This is a genomic window from Pseudoalteromonas sp. KS88, assembly GCF_004766475.1.
Lineage (GTDB): Bacteria > Pseudomonadota > Gammaproteobacteria > Enterobacterales > Alteromonadaceae > Pseudoalteromonas.
Genome location: NZ_PYHV01000007.1, coordinates 80,360 through 99,785, shown reverse-complemented (window position 1 = coordinate 99,785; position 19,426 = coordinate 80,360). Strand labels below are relative to the sequence as shown.

Here is a 19,426-nt window from a genome sequence, read left to right as displayed (position 1 = left end):
GAGTCATCACGTTCAATAATCATATTTTATTTTTAATAGCGATAACAATAATGAAAAAAATATTACCCGCACTCATCACTACCTTGTTTTTAAGTAATCACGCCATGGCGGATAAAAGCCCAGTAACAGCGACTCAATTGAGTGATAGTGTGTATGTGTTGTATGGTCAAGGTGGCAACATTGCAGCAAGCGTAGGTAAAGATGGCATTTATATTATTGACGATCAGTTTGCCAAGCTCTCAGACGACATTAAAAAAACAATTAGCGATTTAAAGCCTGGCAGTGCTGAGTTTGTAATTAACACGCATCATCATGGCGATCACACTGGCGGCAATGAAAACTTTGCCAAAGCGGGTGCGCATGTAATTGCCCACGACAACGTGCATAAACGCTTAAAAGAAAAGCACGGTGAGGGGTCTAAATATTTACCGCGTATTAGTTTTGGTCATGATTTAAAACTACACTTTAATGATGAGCACGCTCATGTGGTGCATTACGCACACGCGCACACAGATGGCGATTCAGTGATATTTTTCAGCAACGATAACATTGTGCACATGGGCGATATTTACTTTAACTTTGGTAGCTTACCTTTTGTTGATGTAGACAGTGGTGGCAGTGTTGATGGCGTACTTGCTGCCGTAGACGATGTTATTAAAAAGAGCGATGCGAATACCCAAATTATTCCTGGTCACGGCCCCATGAGTGACCGTGCTGGGTTAATGAAATACCGTGAACTGGTGCAAAAAGCGAAAGACTTAATGCTCACAGCCATGCAAAATAACGCTTCACTTGAACAAGTACTTGAGGCGGACCCACTCTCAGAGCTGGGTCTTAAATACGCTAATTGGTTACCAAAAGAAAAAGTAACCACCTTGTTTTATCGTAGCTTAAAGTAGTTAACCTGATCTTTGGTTAATAAATATATCTCCAGCGGCTACTTTAAGCGCTAACTGGGTTGAATTTATTTGCAATAGGCCAGCTATTGACGCATAAATTCGCCTTGTTAGCCCTGAAAGCCTCCGGTTGGAGGCTTATAAAAATATTATTTAATATCAGTATATTAGGGCCTGTTGACCTTTCAAGGTTAAATTTGCAGCAGTCTGTTTGGTATTTAGGCAAGGCAGCGCCTATGTCGTGTGGTTATTCCCCATAAATAGGTGATAACACAGCATCAATGCCAAACAGGCGCTGCCCTTCGGGTTCTGCTTAGGGGCGATTTACTCTTTGTTGCTCGGTTTTGACTTAGCCCACTAGGTTACAAACCTCGCGCCGCGATTAAACCGCTCCTAGTTTGAACAAATTTTAATCCGCAAAGGTCAACAGGCCCTAGTACATCTCTTAACCAGAGCTCAGGTTAGTTAACGTACGCTACGTAGCGTGTGGATTGATAAAAGCTGAGCAATTGCTCAGCTTTTTTATTGATCGCGCATAGCTACAGGCCATGGATAACGGGATTATCGCGTTTTTTGCTACAGTGTGCCGACCAAGGTCGCATATAAATTGTTCAACAAAGCACCTACATTTTATAGGGTCTCTCACACATTTATAGTTTTGGAGCCCTTTATGTCAGGCCAATACCAACAACAATATAAACAGTTTTTAAATGATCCGGCTCAATTCTGGTTAGCACAAAGTAAGCGAATTCCTTGGTTTACTCCCCCGTCCACAGCGTATACGCAAGATGAAAATAATTTTTACCATTGGTTTGCCGATGGGCAGCTCAATACTTGTTACTTAGCGCTTGATCAACATGTTGATGCGGGGTTTGGTGAACAAACTGCACTTATTTACGACTCGCCTGTAACCAATACTCAAAAGCAATACAGCTACTTTGAACTACAACAAGAAGTGGCTAAGTTTGCAGGTGTTATGCGTGATTTAGGGGTCGAGCAAGGCGATTGTGTGGTGATTTATATGCCCATGATCCCAGAAGCGGTGATTGGCATGTTAGCCTGTGCACGTATAGGTGCTGTTCACTCTGTGGTGTTTGGTGGTTTTGCGGCGCATGAGTTGGCGGTCAGAATTGACGATGCAAAACCTAAGTTAGTGCTCAGTGCATCTTGCGGGGTTGAGGTAAATACGGTTATTGAATACAAATCGCTGATTGATAGTGCGCTTGAGCTTGCAAGCCATAAAATTGACCACTGTGTTATTCATCAGCGTGAGTACGTTACGGCCAAGCTTGTACCTGGGCGTGATATTAATTGGGCAGAGGCAATGCAAACAGCCCAACCCGTTGCCCCTGTTGCCTTGCAAGGAGATCACCCGTTATACATTTTGTATACCTCTGGCACCACGGGCACGCCAAAAGGGGTGGTAAGAGAAAATGCCGGTCATGCAGTGGCTATGCATTACAGCATGGAAACCGTCTACGGCATGAAACCCGGTGAAGTATTTTGGGCGGCCTCTGATATTGGTTGGGTTATTGGGCATTCGTATATTGTGTATGCCCCGCTGATTTATCGTTGCACGACGGTGCTGTATGAAGGAAAACCAGTGCGCACGCCTGATGCCAGTGCCTTTTGGCGGGTCGTGGCTGAGTATAAAGTAAATGCCTTATTTAGCGCGCCCACTGCATTTAGAGCCATCAAAAAAGAAGACCCAAAAGCGCTGGGCTTTAAGCAATACGATACCTCATCATTAAAACGGTTATTTTTGGCGGGTGAACGATTAGATCCTCCTACCTATAACTGGCTTAAAGAGCATACACAGTTGCCCGTGCTTGATCATTGGTGGCAAACCGAAACCGGCTGGGCCATTGCCTGTAACCCTATTGGTATAGAAATCCTTGAAACAAAACCCGGCAGTGCCACAGTGCCAACGCCGGGGTTTGATGTGCAAATATTAAATATGGAAGGCGAGCAATGTGCGCCCAACGAAAGTGGTGCCGTGGTGATTAAACTGCCTCTGCCACCAGGTTGTTTACCCTCTATTTGGCAAAATGACGAACGTTTTAAAGCGGGTTACTTAAATGAATACCCCGGTTACTACTTGTCAGGTGATGGCGGTTATATCGACGACGATGGCTACTTGTTTATTATGGGCCGCACAGACGATGTAATTAATGTGGCTGGGCATCGTTTATCAACTGGTGAAATGGAGGAAATTGTTGCCTCTCACGATGCCGTTGCTGAATGCGCGGTATTTGGTGTAAACGATTCACTCAAAGGCCAGCTACCCATGGCGATGATCGTATTAAAAGACGATTACACCGATGAAGCCTGCCTTGTTGAGCAGCAGCTCGTTACGCTGGTAAGAGAGCAAATAGGGGCGATTGCCTGTTTAAAAACCATTGTACATGTTGCACGATTACCCAAAACACGATCGGGCAAAATATTACGTAAAAACTTACGCCAGCTGGTGGATGGCGAAGAACTCAACGTGCCCTCAACAGTAGACGATGCCAGTATTTTTGATGAAATAAAATCCACGTTAGTGGCAAGTTAAGCTGTCAACCTAGCCAGTCGCCATTAGGCTGGCTTAAACAACATTGTGATAGCATAGGGATTATTTATACTATATAAACTGTTTAGACCTCTTAATTGTTCTTTATTGTGGCTAAAGTCGCTACACTGATTTTTTACTTTTTGAGGTGAGTAATGCAGCAAAAGCCGTCGTCGTTTCCAACCCGCGTAATTATCGTTGTATTGCTAGGCTTTGCAGCTGTTCGCTTAGGCTGGGTGGATGCTGTAATGCAATGGTTTAACCCTGTGCCAACCTCAATGCAAGTGGTCGAAAAACCTGCCGAACAACCAATCAAGCGTGTTAAAGCGCAACGCCTTGTCGAACGGCCAGCGCCTGCGGCCCCGGTATATAAAAAAGCAAAACCCAAAGAACCCGAAGTAGAAGACTCATGCCAATTAAATTGGCACGACAAAGAGGCCGTGGCTGATGCCAAAGAGCGTTTATCGTTATTGGATGACAACCTCGAGTTTGAAAAATCACAATTTAGGCTAAGTAATTATGCGACGGTTAATTTAATTACCCCTAAGTTGAGCGATGATTACCATCAAACCTTAAAAACGCGTTTAAGTACTGCTTACACTCAATATCGGCGTTTCTTTCAAGTGAGTGCTCCTATGCCCTATAAAATTAACTTAGTGGTATTGCCACCGCGTTATTATCGGGATTACATATCGCAGTTTGGCTCCTCTTCCTCCACCAATATTGGTGTCTATTTTGGCGCGAGTAACACGGCTTTTGTTAAATATAACAGCCGTTACCCTGAGCAAAGCTTAACAACTGCCGTGCATGAGGCAATGCATGTATTTAATTATCGGCTGATTGGCAGGATGCCAAAGTGGTTAAACGAGGGACTCGCCGAAGTATTTGAAAATACACTTTACTTTGATAGTGAGAAAGTCATTAACGTACCCAGCCGATATTTTAAAGAGCGCTTGTTTATGTTATCGGTATTAATTGATTCTGAAGAAAGCTGGCAGGGCGCAGATACATTACGAATGTATAGAAACTCGGCGTTGTGGGTTGGGTTTTTAATGCAAAGCAGCCGGGGTAAGCAGGTGTTAAAAGCATTACTGCAACACGAAGCGACTAATGTGTGTATTAAGTTGAGCGCTGAACAGGTTATTCATACGCTAATAGATTACTACCCACGGTACGAAGAAGCCTTTAATAATTGGAGCAAAACTCACGTTAATACCAAAGCTGAATTTGTGCCTATTTTGTAAGTAATCTAAGGCTCGTCATCACTTTGCGTTTGAGCGGGGCGATAGTCCCCTCTGTCAAGGCCATTAAAATAGCTTTGGTAGCGACCATCCTTTTTAAATTGGGCTAATTGCTGGTTAAAAATACTTAACAGCTGTTGGCTTTTCTCCCCGTCTTTAGGGAACAGTAAAAAGCTTTGGTTGATTAACAGTGGCTTTGGGTGATGGGTTATTGTATTTGCAATATCAGCAAGTTCGTTGTTTAAAACATGATAACCCACGCTTTGCTCTTCGGCGAAAACGTCGATTCTGTTCATCGAGAGGCGTTTAAAGTTTTGCACGCTACTGTTCACGCGTGAGATTTCAAATATTTCATCTTCGAGTGCTTTATCGAACTCAGCGCCATAGCTATAGGCAAGGCCACCACCAAGAATAAGGCCTTTTAAATCATTGACCGATTGCCAATCAAAAGGACGGCTTTGTAGGTGAAAAAACACAAACCGCTCATTGAGCACAGCGTCACTGAACAAAAAATGGTTGGTGCGTTCTTTTTCAAACATCCACACGGCTGTGGCGGCGTATTTTTGTTTTTGCGTGTCGTGGTAGGCACGCCCCCACGGTAAAAAGGTAAAGTTTACTTTAATGTTGGCTTGTGCAAATACATCGCGAATAAGGTGGGCAATTACACCTTGCTCAGGCAGTGATTCACTTAAAAAAGGAGGCCATTCGCCTGCGCTAATTTCAATGGTGTTTACTTTGCTCGTTGCAAAAGAAGGCACAGCATCGCCACTGTAGCTTATACAAAGTAGTATCACAGCGCATAAGTTTGCTAAATACTGGCGTAATTTGACCAACAGAAATTCGTTCCCTCATAAAGTGCTTAAAAAATAGCATACCTTATTTTTTTTATGTTATATACCGATAACAAGATTATGACGCTTTTTTGCCGTGCGTTATGTCAACAATCTGGCTTAGGCTCTGGTACTTTGTTTATTTTTTTTAACTGATTTTCTAACGTGTTTAGATTAAACGGTTTAATGATAAAACCAGTGACTTTAGCTGCGATGATTTCTTTAATTGATTTTTTGTTGTCTTCGCAGGTGACCATCAACACTGGGGTATCACTTAAAATTAGGTCTTCGCGAATTCGGGTTAATAACGTTTTACCATCCATTTTAGGCATATGTAAGTCTGTTATTACTAAATCAAACGCTTGTTTTTGCATTAACGCTAAGGCTTGTTTTCCATCTGTAGCCTCAGTAATGTGCTCAAAATTTAGTTTGCGCAACATGTTGATTAACACGTGTCGCATAAGTGGCATATCATCAACAACAAGTACTTTCATAGTATACGTAGTTTTAAAGTTAGTTGATTTTAAGGTTAGCCACTCTTTGCGCAATTAGCTACTAATTGGCTTAATCGGGCTATTTTTATATTACTTAATTGTCGGTAATCAAAGTATGGGCAAACAATGACTTTGTGTTGCTCATTAATAGCAAACTCGTCATCAAGCCAATCTAACGTTATATTTAGTAAACCTTGGTTTATAAGGTTTTTAGCATGGGTGCGCCCTGCAATGATATGCAAAGTGTTATTGCCGTTTAATTGGGGCGGGCTAAATAATAGAGCGGTTTTACTGTTTGCTTGCAATAGCAATTCATCGCGATAGATTTGCCACGTAGCGGCTTGTTTGGCAAAGCTGTAATGTTCGCTGGGCAGTGCAAACAACACCTTAGCATACACATTAAATACTTTGCGCCAACCATTGCCACAGGCTTGGTTTATGGTGTTTATTTGGCCTTTGTTTAGTGGGGTGAGGTTTGTTAAATCTTGGTATTCTGGCATAGGTGGCGCTTTAGCAATGTATACCGCTACGTTGAAATGTGGATCACCTATGCCTAGGTTAGTCGCAGTGTTTATCATTTATTTTGCGCTAAAATACGGTCGAGGTTGTTGGCAAAGTTTTGTCGGTCAGTTTGGCTAAGTGGTGGTGGACCGCCGTTCATTTCTACGCCACTTGAACGCATGGTATCCATAAAGTCACGTACATTAAGTAATGAGCGAATGTTTTCTGAGGTGTATAGCTCACCTCGAGGATTCAGTGCTTGTGCGCCTTTTTCAATGACTTCAGCAGCCAGGGGAATGTCACCGGTGATAACTAAATCGTTGGCTGATACACGTTTTACTATTTCATCATCAGCTACATCAAACCCCGATGATACTTGCACGCGGCTAATGTATTTAGAGGGCGGTATGCGCATAGCGTGGTTAGCGACTAAAATAGTGTCGGTGTGTGTACGATCGGCGGCACGAAATAAAATGTCTTTGATCACCACAGGACAGGCGTCAGCATCAACCCAAATCTTCATTTATTTATACATCTTGTTAGTAAAAAATTGATCCTAACCTACCCGTTCATCAACAACCAGTATTTACTGATTTTTTTACCATTAAAGACGTTAAACTTTGCTTAAAAGCCGCTAAGATAATGGTTCTTTTAATGATAAGGATATAGCTTAATGAATAAATACCTTTTGGCCGCGTTTATCACGCTGTGTAGTGTGTTTGTTGTTGGTTGCAGTGGCTTGCCTGACGGCGTAAAACCTGTTGATGATTTTTCTCTCACGCGTTACCAAGGAACCTGGTATGAAGTTGCCCGATTAGATCACTCTTTTGAGCGTGGCTTATCAAATGTAACGGCCACATACAGCTTAAATGACGATGGCTCTGTTAAAGTGATAAATAAAGGGTTTAATGACGAAGAAGGTCAATGGAGTGAGGCACAGGGTAAGGCTAAGTTTGTCGGTGCCAGTGATGTGGGGCACTTGGAGGTGTCATTTTTTGGCCCGTTTTATAGCTCTTACGTGGTGTTTAAAATGGACCAACAAGATTATCAGTATGCCTTTGTATCTGGTTTTAACACTGATTATTTGTGGTTGTTATCGCGTACGCCTACGGTTAGCCAAGCTGTTAAAGATGATTTTGTTGCCACGGCTAAAAAGCATGGTTTTGACACCAATTCACTTATTTGGGTTGCGCATACACGCTAACAAAGAGTTTTATGTCATGTACTTGTAGGTTGTCATAAAACTGCAATGGTTAAGGTTTATGATTCTAACCCTACCATTTAAGGTCTAATTACCTTGATGTTGACATGCGTATCCCCTAATTTATAACCAGTTTATTGGATATACAGGCAAGCTTTTTAGCTTGCCTTTTTTTCTCGATTAGCGGTAATAAAGACCTGTGTTTTGTTCAGATCACATTTTTACTAACTAAGCCTAATAAACGACAAAATAGCTGCCACTTAGCAGTAATAAAACGACATTGAGTACACTCATGTGTTTTACCCATGAAGGCTTAAAGCTATAAAAAATCATTAATAATAAAACACTTAAGGCCATATAGCCGCAAAATAGTAGTCCACCATATCCTTGATGCTTTATCACACACAGCAATAAACTTAGTAAAATACTGATCCAGGCAGCGATCAAAAACTGCTGACTTTGCTTTTGGCTTGGTCGTGCTTTAAATACGTCACGGTAATGATTAAATTTTGCTAGCGCAAAACAGTTAAATGCCAGCAAACACAGGCTAAATTGCAAAAGTTCGGTCATGCTTTTTGCTCCACAAGGCTGTTTTTAGTTACGCGATTTGAACGTGTTGTTGGCGTGGGTGTGTGCAGTTGAGTACGTAATTTTTTGGCTTGTATTGCAAATAGCAGGGCGCACACTAAGCACACTAAATCAAAACTAAACAATGCCCATTGTGAGTTAAGTAAATAACTAACAATACCACCTTTGGTGGTGAGTGCGTTGATCAGCGGCACGCTAATACAAGCCACTGCATTGACCCACGCTAACAAATACCACTGCATTTTTGCTCGTTTAAAAAGACTAAACAAAGCAACAGCTAGCCACGCAATAAAGAACGCCAGTATTTCTTTGTCGGCTCGCTGGGTTAAGCTAAGTGGTAACAATCGGTTAGCAATAAAGAAGGCACAAGTTGCCAACGGTAAGCCCATAAGTGTGGCAAGGTTTAAACCTTCAACAAGTTTGAGCCCAAACGATGCTTTTTGGTCTTTCTTCATCCGCTCGCGGATACGCTTCGCCCACATAATACAGCCTGTTGCTATCATAATGCAGCCAGCAATACCGCATAAAAAGTATAGCCAACGCAGTAACGGGTTTGCTAAACGTCCGGTGTGCAAAGCGGTGAGTGAATCATAAAACACTTCTGTACTGCTATATTCATCAACGCTTTTTGCAATTAAGCTGCCATCAACACCATTAAAAAGCATGGTCGGGGTTTGGTCGCGAACGAGTGTGCCTGTTGAGGCACGTACGGTTATTGTTGCAGACGTTTTATTTGGGTCTTTAATTGAGAATCGAGTAAGGTCTGCATTAGGCCAGTTAGTATAAATTTGATCTAACACACTATCAATTGGCGTTAATGGGGCTGCTACATCACTTGATTTAGTACGTACGTTCGTTGGAGTAACGTCGTTAAATAAGCCCCGAACTCCGTCATCATAAGCGGTCATAGCAGGGTATGGAAACAACATAAATATTAATGTTATCAAACCAGTATACGTTATCATGATATGAAAAGGTAACGCTAATACTGACGACACATTGTGGCCATCAAGCCAACTGCGGCTGCCTTTGTTTTTTCTAAAGCTAAACATATCTTTAAAAATACGCTTGTGAATAACAACACCCGAAATCAGCGCCACCAACATAAATAAGCTAGCAAAGCAGACTATCCACCGCGCTGTTCTAACATCGATATAATGTAGGTCAAAATGCAGCCGGTAAAAAAAGTTACCGCCTTTGGTTTCTCTGGGTTGTTGTAATGAGTCACCGGTTGTTGGATTTATATAATAGTCTTGCCAACCGCCAAAACGCTTGCCTTCTGGGCGTGGTTTTTCGTAGGCATAATTAAGTTGTGGCTCTCGCTCTGTAGGTAAATAAATACCCCAACGACCTGACTCTGGTGCGGTTGCTTTTAAATAATCAACACCTGCAATAATTTGCTCTCGTTGTAGTGCAATTCGCTCCTGTGGTGCTTGAATGCTATGCAGTGCGGGTTGATTCCATAAGGTAACTTCGTCACGAAAAAAGCTTATAGTGCCAGCAAAAAATATTAAATACAGTAACCAGCATACTAGTAACCCAACCCAAGTATGCATCCATGTCATTGAACGGAAAAAACTCTCTTTCATAACCAACCCTTTAGTAAGGCAATGCTCAATCCGCATGCTGATGATGTTAGTAAAATAGTGATCCAAATGGTTTTTAAAGACTTAACCGCAAACGCCCAAATAAACACACAGCTATAAACTAAAATTGTCAGGCTAATACTCAAAAGCACTGCATCGGATTTTTTTAGCGGTAAAATGAGGCTCAATAATGAAGTAAATACAGCAGTGAAAATATAGCCACCAACAATGGCTGCGCTAAAGCGAGCAACTACACACAATGCATAAACATTGGCTTTGCAGGCCATTTTGAGCTTAAGTAATGGGTTACGAGTTGGCACTTTATTTACTGGTTGGGCATACATAGGTAATCCTTTGACCCTAGTGAAAGAATGGAGGCAGAGGATACTACATTATTAAGGTACGTAAAAGTGAGTGATTCGCATTTGTGTTACTTTATGTATTCTATACGGTTGCAAGCCCTTAATTAAACGTTTTTTTTAGCTTAGTAAAATAGTGATCTGAGAGTTGTAGGCGGCGTTAGCACCGCATGTGGGTTACTAAGGCGGGGTTTATTTTAAGTTCTGGTTGGTTAAAATTGACACCATTCTATTCCCTTGCCACTGTTACATAACGCAAAACACTTTAAATTCTATGCCAAAGGGGATTGTTATGTCTAATTGGGTTGATGCACGCGTCAAAGATGTTGTTTGGTACAGTGATTCCTTATTTAGCTTAATTGTTAATGCCGACGTTGAGCCTTTTAAGGCAGGGCAGTTTACTAAGCTGTCGATGATGCAAGGTGATAAACGCATTGCGCGTGCCTACTCTTATGTAAATGCACCGAGTTCGGCAGATTTAGAGTTTTACTTAATTAACGTTCAAGATGGTTTGCTATCGCAACAATTAGCCAAGCTTCAACCAGGTGATACGGTGATGATAGAGCGTCGCGCAAGTGGGTTCTTTACCTTAGGTGAAGTCCCGCAAAGCGAACAGTTATGGATGCTCAGTACAGGTACTGCGATAGGTCCTTTCTTGTCGATGCTTGAGCAAGGTGATGTATGGCAGCAATTTAAGCAAGTAACTTTAGTGCATGGAGTGCGGTTGAACAGCGATTTAAGTTATCAAAATACGATTGCTGCATTGCAGCAAAAACACGCAGGATTAAAGTATGTACCTGTGGTAAGCCGTGAACATCCCGAAATGGGGTTGCACGGTCGGATCACTGATCACGTTAAGGCTCAGACGTTATTTTCACATGTTGAGTTAGTACCAACGCCGCATAGCGCGCAGTTTATGATTTGCGGTAATCCCGACATGGTGAAAGACACAACAACACTGCTGATTGAACAAGGCTACAGTCGAAACCGCCGCAAAGAACCAGGGAATATAACCGTTGAGCAATATTGGTAAATTGCTTGCCTGGCGATAACTACTATCTTGAAGGCACAATTTTTGCTATTTTATTGTTTCTTCAATTATTCAGGAACAGTATGAAATCGTTATTTTTTGCAATCAGTTTACTCTCTTCAGGGTCATTATTAGCCGTTGAGGCAGAGCAAAGTTCAGAGCAGCCTAATAAAGCGCCTCAAAAAAAGACTGAGACTAAAAAGAGCGACGCCGTTGTACAGCAAAAAGCGTTAGAAGATAGTCCTGCCGTTATTACCTTAACACCAGAAAAAAAAGCAGTCGTAGAGGCAGTAGAAGCTGATATTGAGCCGACGCAACCTATTGTAAGTGACCCAAGTACGGCGAATATGGTTGATGTTGTAGATAGCAGTAAGGTGTTAGGAACGCAAGAAGTCAAACCTGTTGATGCACCAAAAACCAAGCAAGAAAAAGAACAAGCCATTGAAAAAGCTGCACAAGCTGTTGAAAAAGCCAAAGAGGCTCTTACCTTAAAACAGCAAGAGAAAGCTAAGCAATCTCGAGAGGCATTAGCGGTTGTTGAAAAGTTAATTAAGGCATATAACGCGCGCAATATTGATGCATTTGTCAGTATGTACTCAGAGGATGTTGAGTTTTATGTGTTTCCCAATGAGCTGCTATTTAAAGGTAAAGAAAAGCTAATTGCCCGTTATGGCATTATGTTTAAAAAGTTAAAATGTGTTAAGTCATCACCAATTAAACGTATAGTGACTGGCAATATTGTAATAGACCATGAACTGTCAGAGACCTGCACAAAGGATCCAAACATTGTTGATAAGCGCTCTGAGTTTGTATCCAGTTACAAAGTCGAAAACGGCAAAGTAACCAAAGTATTATTTTTTAGATAAGAGCAATAAAATAAAGCATATCGAGTTATCGAATAGTAAAAAACAATACTAAATTCAATCTAAGCGTTTTGACTGTTTTAATAGAATAGGCTAGACGCTTTTACAACCAAACTAAATGATTTTTAGTTTGTGCTTTACCACATAATTACAAAGTATAGGAGTAAGGGCATGGAATTAGCGGATGATAAAAAGCTGCGTTTACTTTATCGTGTTGAACCGGGTTGTTTAGGTCCTACCGGTGCAGACACTATTGAGCGTTTTTGTGAATACGCGAATCAGCAAATTACTCCGCCTTATTTTGCCGGCTACCATTTTGTACCGCGCTTTGACAAAACAAAGCCAGAACGCCAGTACAGCATTAATCAAAAATCACTTTCAGAGCAGCAAGCTCAAGCGTATTTAGGTCACTTTAAAACAAGTATTGATGTTTTTGAAGAGCAGCTCGATGAACTGCTCACTGAGGCTATTGAACGATTTCTAAACCGTTAAACTTTTTCACCTGATAAAATAATGTTAAAGCTTGTATTGTCGTGCAAGCTTGCAAATGCACTCTCATGCAATAGCTCGTTGCGTAAGTTAGGTGAGTAATCCAGCGCCATTTTAATGTCTGCTAATGCATCTGCATGTTTGTGAGTAAGCGCATACGCACAAGCTCGTTGCCAATAGGCGTAGCCGTAGTCACTGTCGATATCAATTGCTTGATTACATAACTCAATCGCTTGCTTGGTTTCGTTTAGTTCTAATAAAGCATCGGCTTTGTATGCAATTGCCTCAACATCTTCTGGTTTACGATTAAGGATCTCATCAAATATTTCGATTTTATTTGATACGTCGCTTTCTAAATTCGCACGCATCCATAATGAATGAACCTCATTAGTAACGGATATTTTTTCTTGGTTTTTCAGTATTTCTTCAGAGCGTTCACGCAGCTTTTCTTCAAAGGTGTTTAAGCGCGCTTCGTATTCATTGGTTATAACGCTTACACGCGTATTTACAATATCTTCTACTTTATTTTTAACATCGCGCAACGAGTTCCAACCTACTAGCACCAAGATAGATGCAGTTGCGGTAATAATAAAAAATACATTATTAATTGTATCCGTTGTGTATGTGAGTGCTCTATCTGCGGTATCCAGCTGCGCGTGAGTCACTTGTTTTGTCACATCTTCGCGAAGCTTTTGTTGGTCTTGACGCACGGCTTTGAGTTCATCAAGAATGTAGCGCTCCATCAATGGCTGAAACATCGGTTTTTGCACTTGTGCTAACGCTTGCTCTTGTTGTTGCTCTGTTGGGGCAGGGCGTGGTTCTTCTGCATTGCTATGCAATGAGCAAACAAATACAAAAAGAAGTGTTATAAGTATAAAGTAATGACGCATAGTGCTGCCTAGTAATTAAATTCAAACCAACAACGGGTACAAACGTGATACCCAGCAAATTATGCGAACTTTAACATGACTACTTATGAGTAACTAGGCAAAAAAAAACCAGCTCTAAGATGAGCTGGTTAAACTGCTTAAACAACAAACATGTCGTTAGGGGTATCAACAGGAGTGAGTGGGTACATTAACGAAATTAATCTGAACAACTACTTAATAATAAAAGTTTTCTAGAGGAAAAAAGAAAAAAGCGTATTGGGCTTAACAATACGCTTTTATATCTGTGCTAAAAATACAATTATGGTGAAGGTGACTAAATTGTGCGACACCGCGGTGCCCACTTCCATACCCTTCACATAACATTACGCGGGTTAAAAACGAATCGATCAATGTGATTGCTAATTTTATAAAAAAACAATTCACTTTTTAGCCACTGTGAATATGAGTGCTGGGGGTTAAAGAGAATCCAGCGGAGAAAAGCTCACCTCGGGCAGCGACTCAAACCCCGGTTTTGCAAATAAATACCCCTGCATCAAGCTTATGCCTGCATTGTGAAGCCATTGATACTCTTCTATAGTTTCAATACCTTCAGCAAGCGGTGTGATGTTCATTTCTTTGAGCATGGCAATATTGTGTTTTACTATTAATTGGCGTGCTTTGCTCAAGTGAATATTACGAATGAGCTCCATGTCAAATTTAACAATGTCAGTTTGAAAGTCTGCCAATAAATTTAATCCCGAATAGCCTGAGCCAAAATCATCAGTGGCAGTTGTAAAGCCCAGCGATTGATAATACTCAACAACACGTTTTATATGTTGGGTGTCGTCAATTTTTTCGACTTCGGTGAACTCAAACATGATTTTATTGGTTGGGAAATTATATTTTTTTGCCGCTTCCAATGTTGTACGAATACAGCGCTCAGGTTTATAAATTGCGTTGGGTAAAAAGTTTATACTTAATACAGAGTCTAACTTAAGCTTTGCTGCTAAGGCGATAGCTCTAATACGACATTGTTGGTCAAAGGTATACCTATTGTGCTCATTTACTTGAGAAATAACACTGTAAGCTGACTCGTTGTTAACGCCGCGTACCAGCGCTTCATAACCAAATACACGGCGACGGTCGCAATCTACAATCGGTTGAAAAGCCATTGTAAAATCAAAATCTAATTGGTCTTCATCTGCACATTGGTTACAAGTTAACTTTTCACAGTTAGCTGGTTTAGAGCTCATTATCTCACCTTAAAGTCTTCAAATTGTATTTTTATTACAGTATTTTGTTTCGATAGCATTTCATGCACTTAAAGTGATTTTATTTAAATCTATTAATAAGTGTTTGTTACACCACACATTTAAGCGTAGACAAGGTTGCTTACTTTTAAAAGGTAAAAGTAGATTCTTTACTACGCCGTTATTTTTAATTAAGTTAATTTAACGCACTGACTATCAATGCTAAATAATGTGTTTTAGGGCTTTATAAAAAGCGTGTTTAATGCAAAAAACACATATAAATTTATTAGGGTCTGTTGACCTTTACGGATTAAAATTCGTTCAAACTAGGAGCGATTTAATCCGTAAAGGTCAACAGATCCTAAAGTATATACTCTATCAAAAACACAGCTGTCGTGCTTGTTATTCGCTATTTAACGTTGATCCTTATGGTGCTGATTTAGAAACAAAAATGCTGCAGAACGTCCTTTTATTGTGATTAACTTACCGCACATAATTAGCTGCGGTAAGTACGGCGAAAGGGGTAAAAAGTTAACGTAGCATCAATGCAGCTTCATTTTTGGTCTAACAACACGCAAGACTTTTTCGCTGATCCACAAAGCAAATGTTTTGGCACTGCCGTGTATAGCACGCTGATGCATACGATAAAGCGAAATATACATAAACCGTGCAATACGTCCTTCAATGAAAAAGCTGTTACTAGTGAGGTTGCCCATTAGGCTGCCTACTGTGCTGTAACGTGAGAGGTTTACTAATGAACCATGGTCATTGTATTCAAATTTTTTCAGTGGTTGTTGGCGTAGCGTTGCGATGAGATTCTTTTCAATACATTGCGCCATTTGGTGAGCTGATTGGGCCCGCGGTGGCACTTGTTGCCCGTCTTGTTGAGTAAACGCACAGCAATCGCCTAATACATAAATGTGCTCATCAGCGTTACTTTGTAGGTAATCATTTACCTTAATTTGATTATTGCGGGTTAGCTCAAATATACCGAGTTCTTTAATAAAGTCAGGCGCTTTCACACCGGCAGCCCAGAGCATGATATCAGCACTGATTTGCTGGTCATCTTGGGTAATAAAGCCTTGCTCATTCGCTTGTTTAACTTGGGTATTTTCTCGTACAGTCACGCCTAATTTTAGTAACTCTCGCTTTGCCGAATTTGCAATACGCTCAGAGAGTGCGGGCAATATGCGCGGCCCGGCTTCAATGAGGTGTATATGTAATCGTTTGGCTGTCATGTTGGTAAGACCATAGATTTTTAATAAATCTGATACATGATATAGCTCTGCCGAAAGTTCGACCCCCGTTGCGCCGCCGCCGACAATAGCGATGGTTAATGCATGTTGTGGGTCTTCATCTTGGTGTAAGCGGGTAAAGTTATCGAGCAGGGCATGTTGAAAGCGTTCAGCTTGTTGGTTTGAATCAAGGTAGAAGCAATGTTCTTTGATACCAGGGGTGTTGAAATCGTTACTAACGCTGCCGATGGCAATAACCAGGTAATCATAGTGAACGGTGCGCTGTGGTAGTATTTGATGACCAAGCTCATCATGTAATGGGCTTAAGGTAAGGGTTTTTGTGGTGTTATTTAAGCCGCAAAAACTGCCTAATTGAAATTGATAATGGTGTTTAGCTGCATGGGCTGAGTAAACAACGCCATCTAAATCTGCATCAATAGAGCCCGTAGCTACTTCGTGAAGTAACGGTTTCCATATGTGTGTGCGGTTTTTATCTATAAGTAAAATATCAGCGTGTTTTTTCTTCCCTAGTTTGTGTCCTAATTGGGTTGCAAGCTCTAAGCCGCCAGCGCCCCCACCGATAATCACGATTTTAGGATGTGTTGTTATCATTACGTTGCCCTCAAAAAGTAGAATACCTAAATAGTCTGGGCAAACTACTTAGGTATAGCGCCCATTAGGGCAATACCTTGGCAACGGGTTTATTGTGCGCCTTTTAAACAGGTTTGTCAGTAATATACCCAAATTACCTCAAGATGCAGAATTCAGCGTTTCACAGGGGCTTAATATCAAGGCGTTACTTTGCAGGAATGGCACTCCCTTTTAAGAAGCAACAACGATGAGAGTAAGTTCCTGTGAAACGCCCAACGGGTTGGTTTAAAAGCGATTTATACTGCGTTATTGATTTTAACAATAGAACCACTATTATTTGCAAATCAATGCCTTGCCTAAATCGCTTTTAATTCCAACTGAAACTCGCAGCTTGAGGTGATTTGGGTATAAAGCAAAGAAATCAAGCGGCAAAAAAGGTAACATGGCAGCTTGTTAAATTTACGGCTACTATTTCCTTTATTAGGGAATTTAAAGCAAAGGGATAATATGACGGCTTCATTGCACGGTACACTTGAACAGCACTTTGGTTTTAATCAATTTCGCCCAGGTCAGCAACAAACGATAGAACAACTGTTAAATAATCAATCATCGTTAGCTATTTTTCCTACAGGCTCAGGTAAGTCTTTGTGCTATCAATTAACCGCTTTGCATTTACCCAACCTAACCTTGGTGGTATCGCCTTTATTAGCCTTGATGAAAGATCAAATCAGCTTTTTAAATAATAAAGGCATTTATGCCGCCAGTTTAGACTCAAGCCAAAGTAGTGAGCAAAGCCACACCGTGATGAGCGATGTACGCGCTGGTAAAGTTAAAATACTGATGGTGTCGGTTGAGCGCTTTAAAAACGAGCGTTTCCGTGAGTTTATTAATCAAGTCGCTATTTCGATGCTGGTGGTAGATGAAGCGCACTGTATCTCTGAGTGGGGCCATAATTTTAGGCCTGATTATTTAAAGTTACCGCGCTACCGCGAAGAGTTAAATATCCCTTTGGTATTGTTATTAACAGCCACGGCAACAAAAAAAGTAAAACGCGATATGAGCGAACGCTTTGCTATCGCCCCTGAGTGCATTGTGCAGACTGGGTTTTATCGCAGTAATTTAGACCTATCAGTGTTGAGTGTTAAAAGTGCCGATAAAGACACAATACTGGGCGATATTGTAAGGCAGCAAAGTGGGCCCGGCATAGTGTATGTCACTTTACAGCAAAGTGCAGAACAAGTTGCTAATACACTTAGCCAGCAAGGCTTGCAGGCTGTTGCGTACCATGCGGGGTTAGAAGATACTTTACGCTACAGCATTCAAGATGATTTTATGGCGGGTAAAATTAACGTAGTTGTAGCTACTATTGCGTTTGGTATGGGCGTTGATAAATCAGATATCCGTTTTGTTATTCATTATGACTTACCTAAATCGATTGAAAACTACAGCCAAGAAATTGGTCGTGCGGGGCGAGATGGGCAACCGTCGCAATGCTTTACCTTAGCTAATTTAGATGGTTTGAACACGGTTGAAAATTTTGTTTACGGTGATACCCCAGAGCTTAATGGTATTGAGCATGTGATAAATGATATTCGCCAGCATACGAGTGCGAATCAACAATGGGAAATGCAAGAGTATAGCCTCTCTAGTGATAGTAATATTCGCCAGTTAGCGCTTAAAACTTTATTAGTGCAATTGGAAATGCAAGGTGCGATAACTCCGCTCTATGCCTATTACGCTGACTTTAAATATAAATTTTTAGTTGATAAGTCACAGCTACTTGCGCAGTTTGATGCCGATAGGCAAGCGTTTTTAAACCAAATATTTAGTCACACCCAGTTTAAAAAAATATGGGGAACGCTTAATTTCGATAGCCTAACACAAGCGGCTCAAGTGGATCGCAAGCGCGTTGTTGCAGCCCTTGATTACTTGGCCGAGAAGAATTTAATTACGCTTGAAACAAAGCGCATTACCCAAGTGTACCAAGTACATGACGAGGTTATTAGTAACCCTGAATTAGCAAAACAACTGCATGATTATTTTGTAGATAAAGAGCAGGCCGAAATAAAACGAATTGCAGCATTGATCCGCTTTTTTGAACTCAAAAGTTGCCTAAGTTATAACTTAGCGCGTTATTTTGACGACCATCAGGCGCCAGAGCAATGCGGACATTGCTCTGTGTGTCGTGGGCAGGCGGTCACACTTGAGTATTCATTAGCACATGAGTTTGCGGCTGATGAGGTAATCTATGAAAAAGTAGATGAGTTACTCGCGCACCTTGCAACCAAGGGGATTCATGATGTGGGTATTGAAACTCAATGTCGTTTTTTAGCCGGAATGAGCGTTCCTCTTTTTGCACGCAATAAGGTACGTCAGCTCAGCGGTTTTGGTCTATGCGAGCAGCAGCGTTACAGTGAAATAAAAGCAAAATTACTGGCGCGTTAGGCTCACTCAGGTATGCTAGGGGCTTATTCTTAAAAGTAAGCACCTATGCCCCAGACCGTCATACCTAATCAGATCCCAATCGTAGTCAGTACTGAAAATGAGCCTGTCTTATGCAGTAACTGCCAAGCGTGTTGTTGCCAGCTAGAGGTGCAAATACTCACAGACACCGGCGTGCCTTTTCATTATATTGATTACGACCAATGGGGCAGTGAAGTGATGAAGCGCGCGGATGACGGCTGGTGCCAAGCCCTAGACCGCAATACCTTAATGTGTTCAATCTACGAAAACCGCCCGCTTATATGTCGCGAATTTGAAATGGCCTCTGACGAGTGCATAACCGAGCGTGAAATCGCAGGAATATAGCTTGTAGTATCATTTTTTCCCTTTGGTAAGTATTTAAATTGTTG

Annotated in this window: 19 protein-coding genes; 9 read left to right on the top strand and 10 right to left on the bottom strand. The window is 41.2% G+C overall.

The window, feature by feature from the left end:
• Positions 1 to 50 precede the first annotated feature (50 nt).
• From C7Y70_RS04030 to C7Y70_RS04015, 3 genes are all read left to right on the top strand, one after another.
• Positions 51 to 899, top strand: a complete 849-nt coding sequence (locus C7Y70_RS04030; RefSeq protein ID WP_135473465.1) for an MBL fold metallo-hydrolase — start codon at positions 51 to 53, stop codon at positions 897 to 899.
• A gap of 667 nt (positions 900 to 1,566) precedes the next feature.
• Positions 1,567 to 3,450: an AMP-binding protein gene (locus C7Y70_RS04020; RefSeq protein ID WP_135473463.1), complete on the top strand. Its 1,884-nt coding sequence runs from the start codon at positions 1,567 to 1,569 to the stop codon at positions 3,448 to 3,450.
• Between the two features lie 152 nt (positions 3,451 to 3,602).
• Complete coding sequence (locus tag C7Y70_RS04015; protein WP_135473462.1) at positions 3,603 to 4,691, top strand: hypothetical protein; 1,089 nt, start codon at positions 3,603 to 3,605, stop codon at positions 4,689 to 4,691.
• Between the two features lie 5 nt (positions 4,692 to 4,696).
• Here the strand turns inward: C7Y70_RS04015 and C7Y70_RS04010 are convergent, their stop codons facing one another.
• The 4 genes from C7Y70_RS04010 to C7Y70_RS03995 form a co-directional block, all read right to left on the bottom strand.
• Positions 4,697 to 5,521, bottom strand: a complete 825-nt coding sequence (locus tag C7Y70_RS04010) for a transporter substrate-binding domain-containing protein (RefSeq protein ID WP_210114656.1) — start codon at positions 5,519 to 5,521, stop codon at positions 4,697 to 4,699.
• Between the two features lie 104 nt (positions 5,522 to 5,625).
• Complete coding sequence (locus tag C7Y70_RS04005) at positions 5,626 to 6,012, bottom strand: response regulator (RefSeq protein WP_099293553.1); 387 nt, start codon at positions 6,010 to 6,012, stop codon at positions 5,626 to 5,628.
• A 35-nt stretch (positions 6,013 to 6,047) separates the two neighbouring features.
• The gene (locus C7Y70_RS04000) at positions 6,048 to 6,590 is read right to left on the bottom strand and encodes a hypothetical protein (protein ID WP_135473460.1); all 543 of its coding nucleotides are present in this window, start codon (positions 6,588 to 6,590) and stop codon (positions 6,048 to 6,050) included.
• Positions 6,587 to 7,036: a YaiI/YqxD family protein gene (locus tag C7Y70_RS03995; RefSeq protein ID WP_099293062.1), complete on the bottom strand. Its 450-nt coding sequence runs from the start codon at positions 7,034 to 7,036 to the stop codon at positions 6,587 to 6,589. Before C7Y70_RS03995 ends, C7Y70_RS04000 begins: the two co-directional genes overlap by 4 nt.
• 150 nt (positions 7,037 to 7,186) lie before the next feature.
• Here C7Y70_RS03995 and C7Y70_RS03990 point away from each other — a divergent pair, with 150 nt between their 5' ends.
• Positions 7,187 to 7,717: a lipocalin family protein gene (locus tag C7Y70_RS03990; RefSeq protein WP_135473459.1), complete on the top strand. Its 531-nt coding sequence runs from the start codon at positions 7,187 to 7,189 to the stop codon at positions 7,715 to 7,717.
• A 231-nt stretch (positions 7,718 to 7,948) separates the two neighbouring features.
• Here the strand turns inward: C7Y70_RS03990 and C7Y70_RS03985 are convergent, their stop codons facing one another.
• The 3 genes from C7Y70_RS03985 to C7Y70_RS03975 are packed head-to-tail and all read right to left on the bottom strand — an operon-like array spanning position 7,949 to position 10,232.
• Complete coding sequence (locus C7Y70_RS03985; protein ID WP_099293058.1) at positions 7,949 to 8,284, bottom strand: DUF3325 domain-containing protein; 336 nt, start codon at positions 8,282 to 8,284, stop codon at positions 7,949 to 7,951.
• Positions 8,281 to 9,891: a PepSY-associated TM helix domain-containing protein gene (locus C7Y70_RS03980; RefSeq protein ID WP_135473458.1), complete on the bottom strand. Its 1,611-nt coding sequence runs from the start codon at positions 9,889 to 9,891 to the stop codon at positions 8,281 to 8,283. The genes C7Y70_RS03985 and C7Y70_RS03980 overlap by 4 nt, the downstream gene beginning before the upstream one ends.
• Positions 9,888 to 10,232: a hypothetical protein gene (locus C7Y70_RS03975; protein ID WP_099293054.1), complete on the bottom strand. Its 345-nt coding sequence runs from the start codon at positions 10,230 to 10,232 to the stop codon at positions 9,888 to 9,890. The genes C7Y70_RS03980 and C7Y70_RS03975 overlap by 4 nt, the downstream gene beginning before the upstream one ends.
• Before the next feature lie 307 nt (positions 10,233 to 10,539).
• Between C7Y70_RS03975 and C7Y70_RS03970 the strand changes: the two genes are divergently transcribed.
• The 3 genes from C7Y70_RS03970 to C7Y70_RS03960 all read left to right on the top strand — a co-directional run bounded on the left by C7Y70_RS03970 (position 10,540) and on the right by C7Y70_RS03960 (position 12,632).
• Positions 10,540 to 11,280, top strand: a complete 741-nt coding sequence (locus C7Y70_RS03970; RefSeq protein ID WP_135473457.1) for a ferredoxin--NADP reductase — start codon at positions 10,540 to 10,542, stop codon at positions 11,278 to 11,280.
• Positions 11,281 to 11,360: 80 nt separating this feature from the next.
• The gene (locus C7Y70_RS03965; protein ID WP_135473456.1) at positions 11,361 to 12,143 is read left to right on the top strand and encodes a nuclear transport factor 2 family protein; all 783 of its coding nucleotides are present in this window, start codon (positions 11,361 to 11,363) and stop codon (positions 12,141 to 12,143) included.
• Between the two features lie 168 nt (positions 12,144 to 12,311).
• Positions 12,312 to 12,632, top strand: coding sequence for a hypothetical protein (locus tag C7Y70_RS03960; protein ID WP_099293048.1), 321 nt, complete (start codon positions 12,312 to 12,314; stop codon positions 12,630 to 12,632).
• Here the strand turns inward: C7Y70_RS03960 and C7Y70_RS03955 are convergent.
• The 3 genes from C7Y70_RS03955 to C7Y70_RS03945 all read right to left on the bottom strand — a co-directional run bounded on the left by C7Y70_RS03955 (position 12,629) and on the right by C7Y70_RS03945 (position 16,595).
• Positions 12,629 to 13,519 carry a tetratricopeptide repeat protein gene (locus C7Y70_RS03955; RefSeq protein ID WP_099293046.1) on the bottom strand — a complete coding sequence of 297 codons (891 nt, stop codon included), beginning with the start codon at positions 13,517 to 13,519 and terminating at the stop codon, positions 12,629 to 12,631. The genes C7Y70_RS03960 and C7Y70_RS03955 overlap by 4 nt on opposite strands.
• A gap of 455 nt (positions 13,520 to 13,974) precedes the next feature.
• Positions 13,975 to 14,751 (bottom strand): EAL domain-containing protein, encoded by a 777-nt coding sequence (locus C7Y70_RS03950; protein WP_135473455.1) that lies wholly within the window; start codon positions 14,749 to 14,751, stop codon positions 13,975 to 13,977.
• A 539-nt stretch (positions 14,752 to 15,290) separates the two neighbouring features.
• Positions 15,291 to 16,595 carry an NAD(P)/FAD-dependent oxidoreductase gene (locus tag C7Y70_RS03945; RefSeq protein ID WP_135473454.1) on the bottom strand — a complete coding sequence of 435 codons (1,305 nt, stop codon included), beginning with the start codon at positions 16,593 to 16,595 and terminating at the stop codon, positions 15,291 to 15,293.
• A gap of 486 nt (positions 16,596 to 17,081) precedes the next feature.
• Between C7Y70_RS03945 and C7Y70_RS03940 the strand changes: the two genes are divergently transcribed.
• A complete protein-coding gene (locus C7Y70_RS03940) occupies positions 17,082 to 19,019 on the top strand; it encodes a RecQ family ATP-dependent DNA helicase (protein WP_135473453.1) in 1,938 nt (645 codons plus the stop codon).
• Positions 19,020 to 19,064: 45 nt separating this feature from the next.
• A complete protein-coding gene (locus C7Y70_RS03935; RefSeq protein WP_099293038.1) occupies positions 19,065 to 19,382 on the top strand; it encodes a YkgJ family cysteine cluster protein in 318 nt (105 codons plus the stop codon).
• The last annotated feature ends 44 nt before the right edge of the window (positions 19,383 to 19,426 follow it).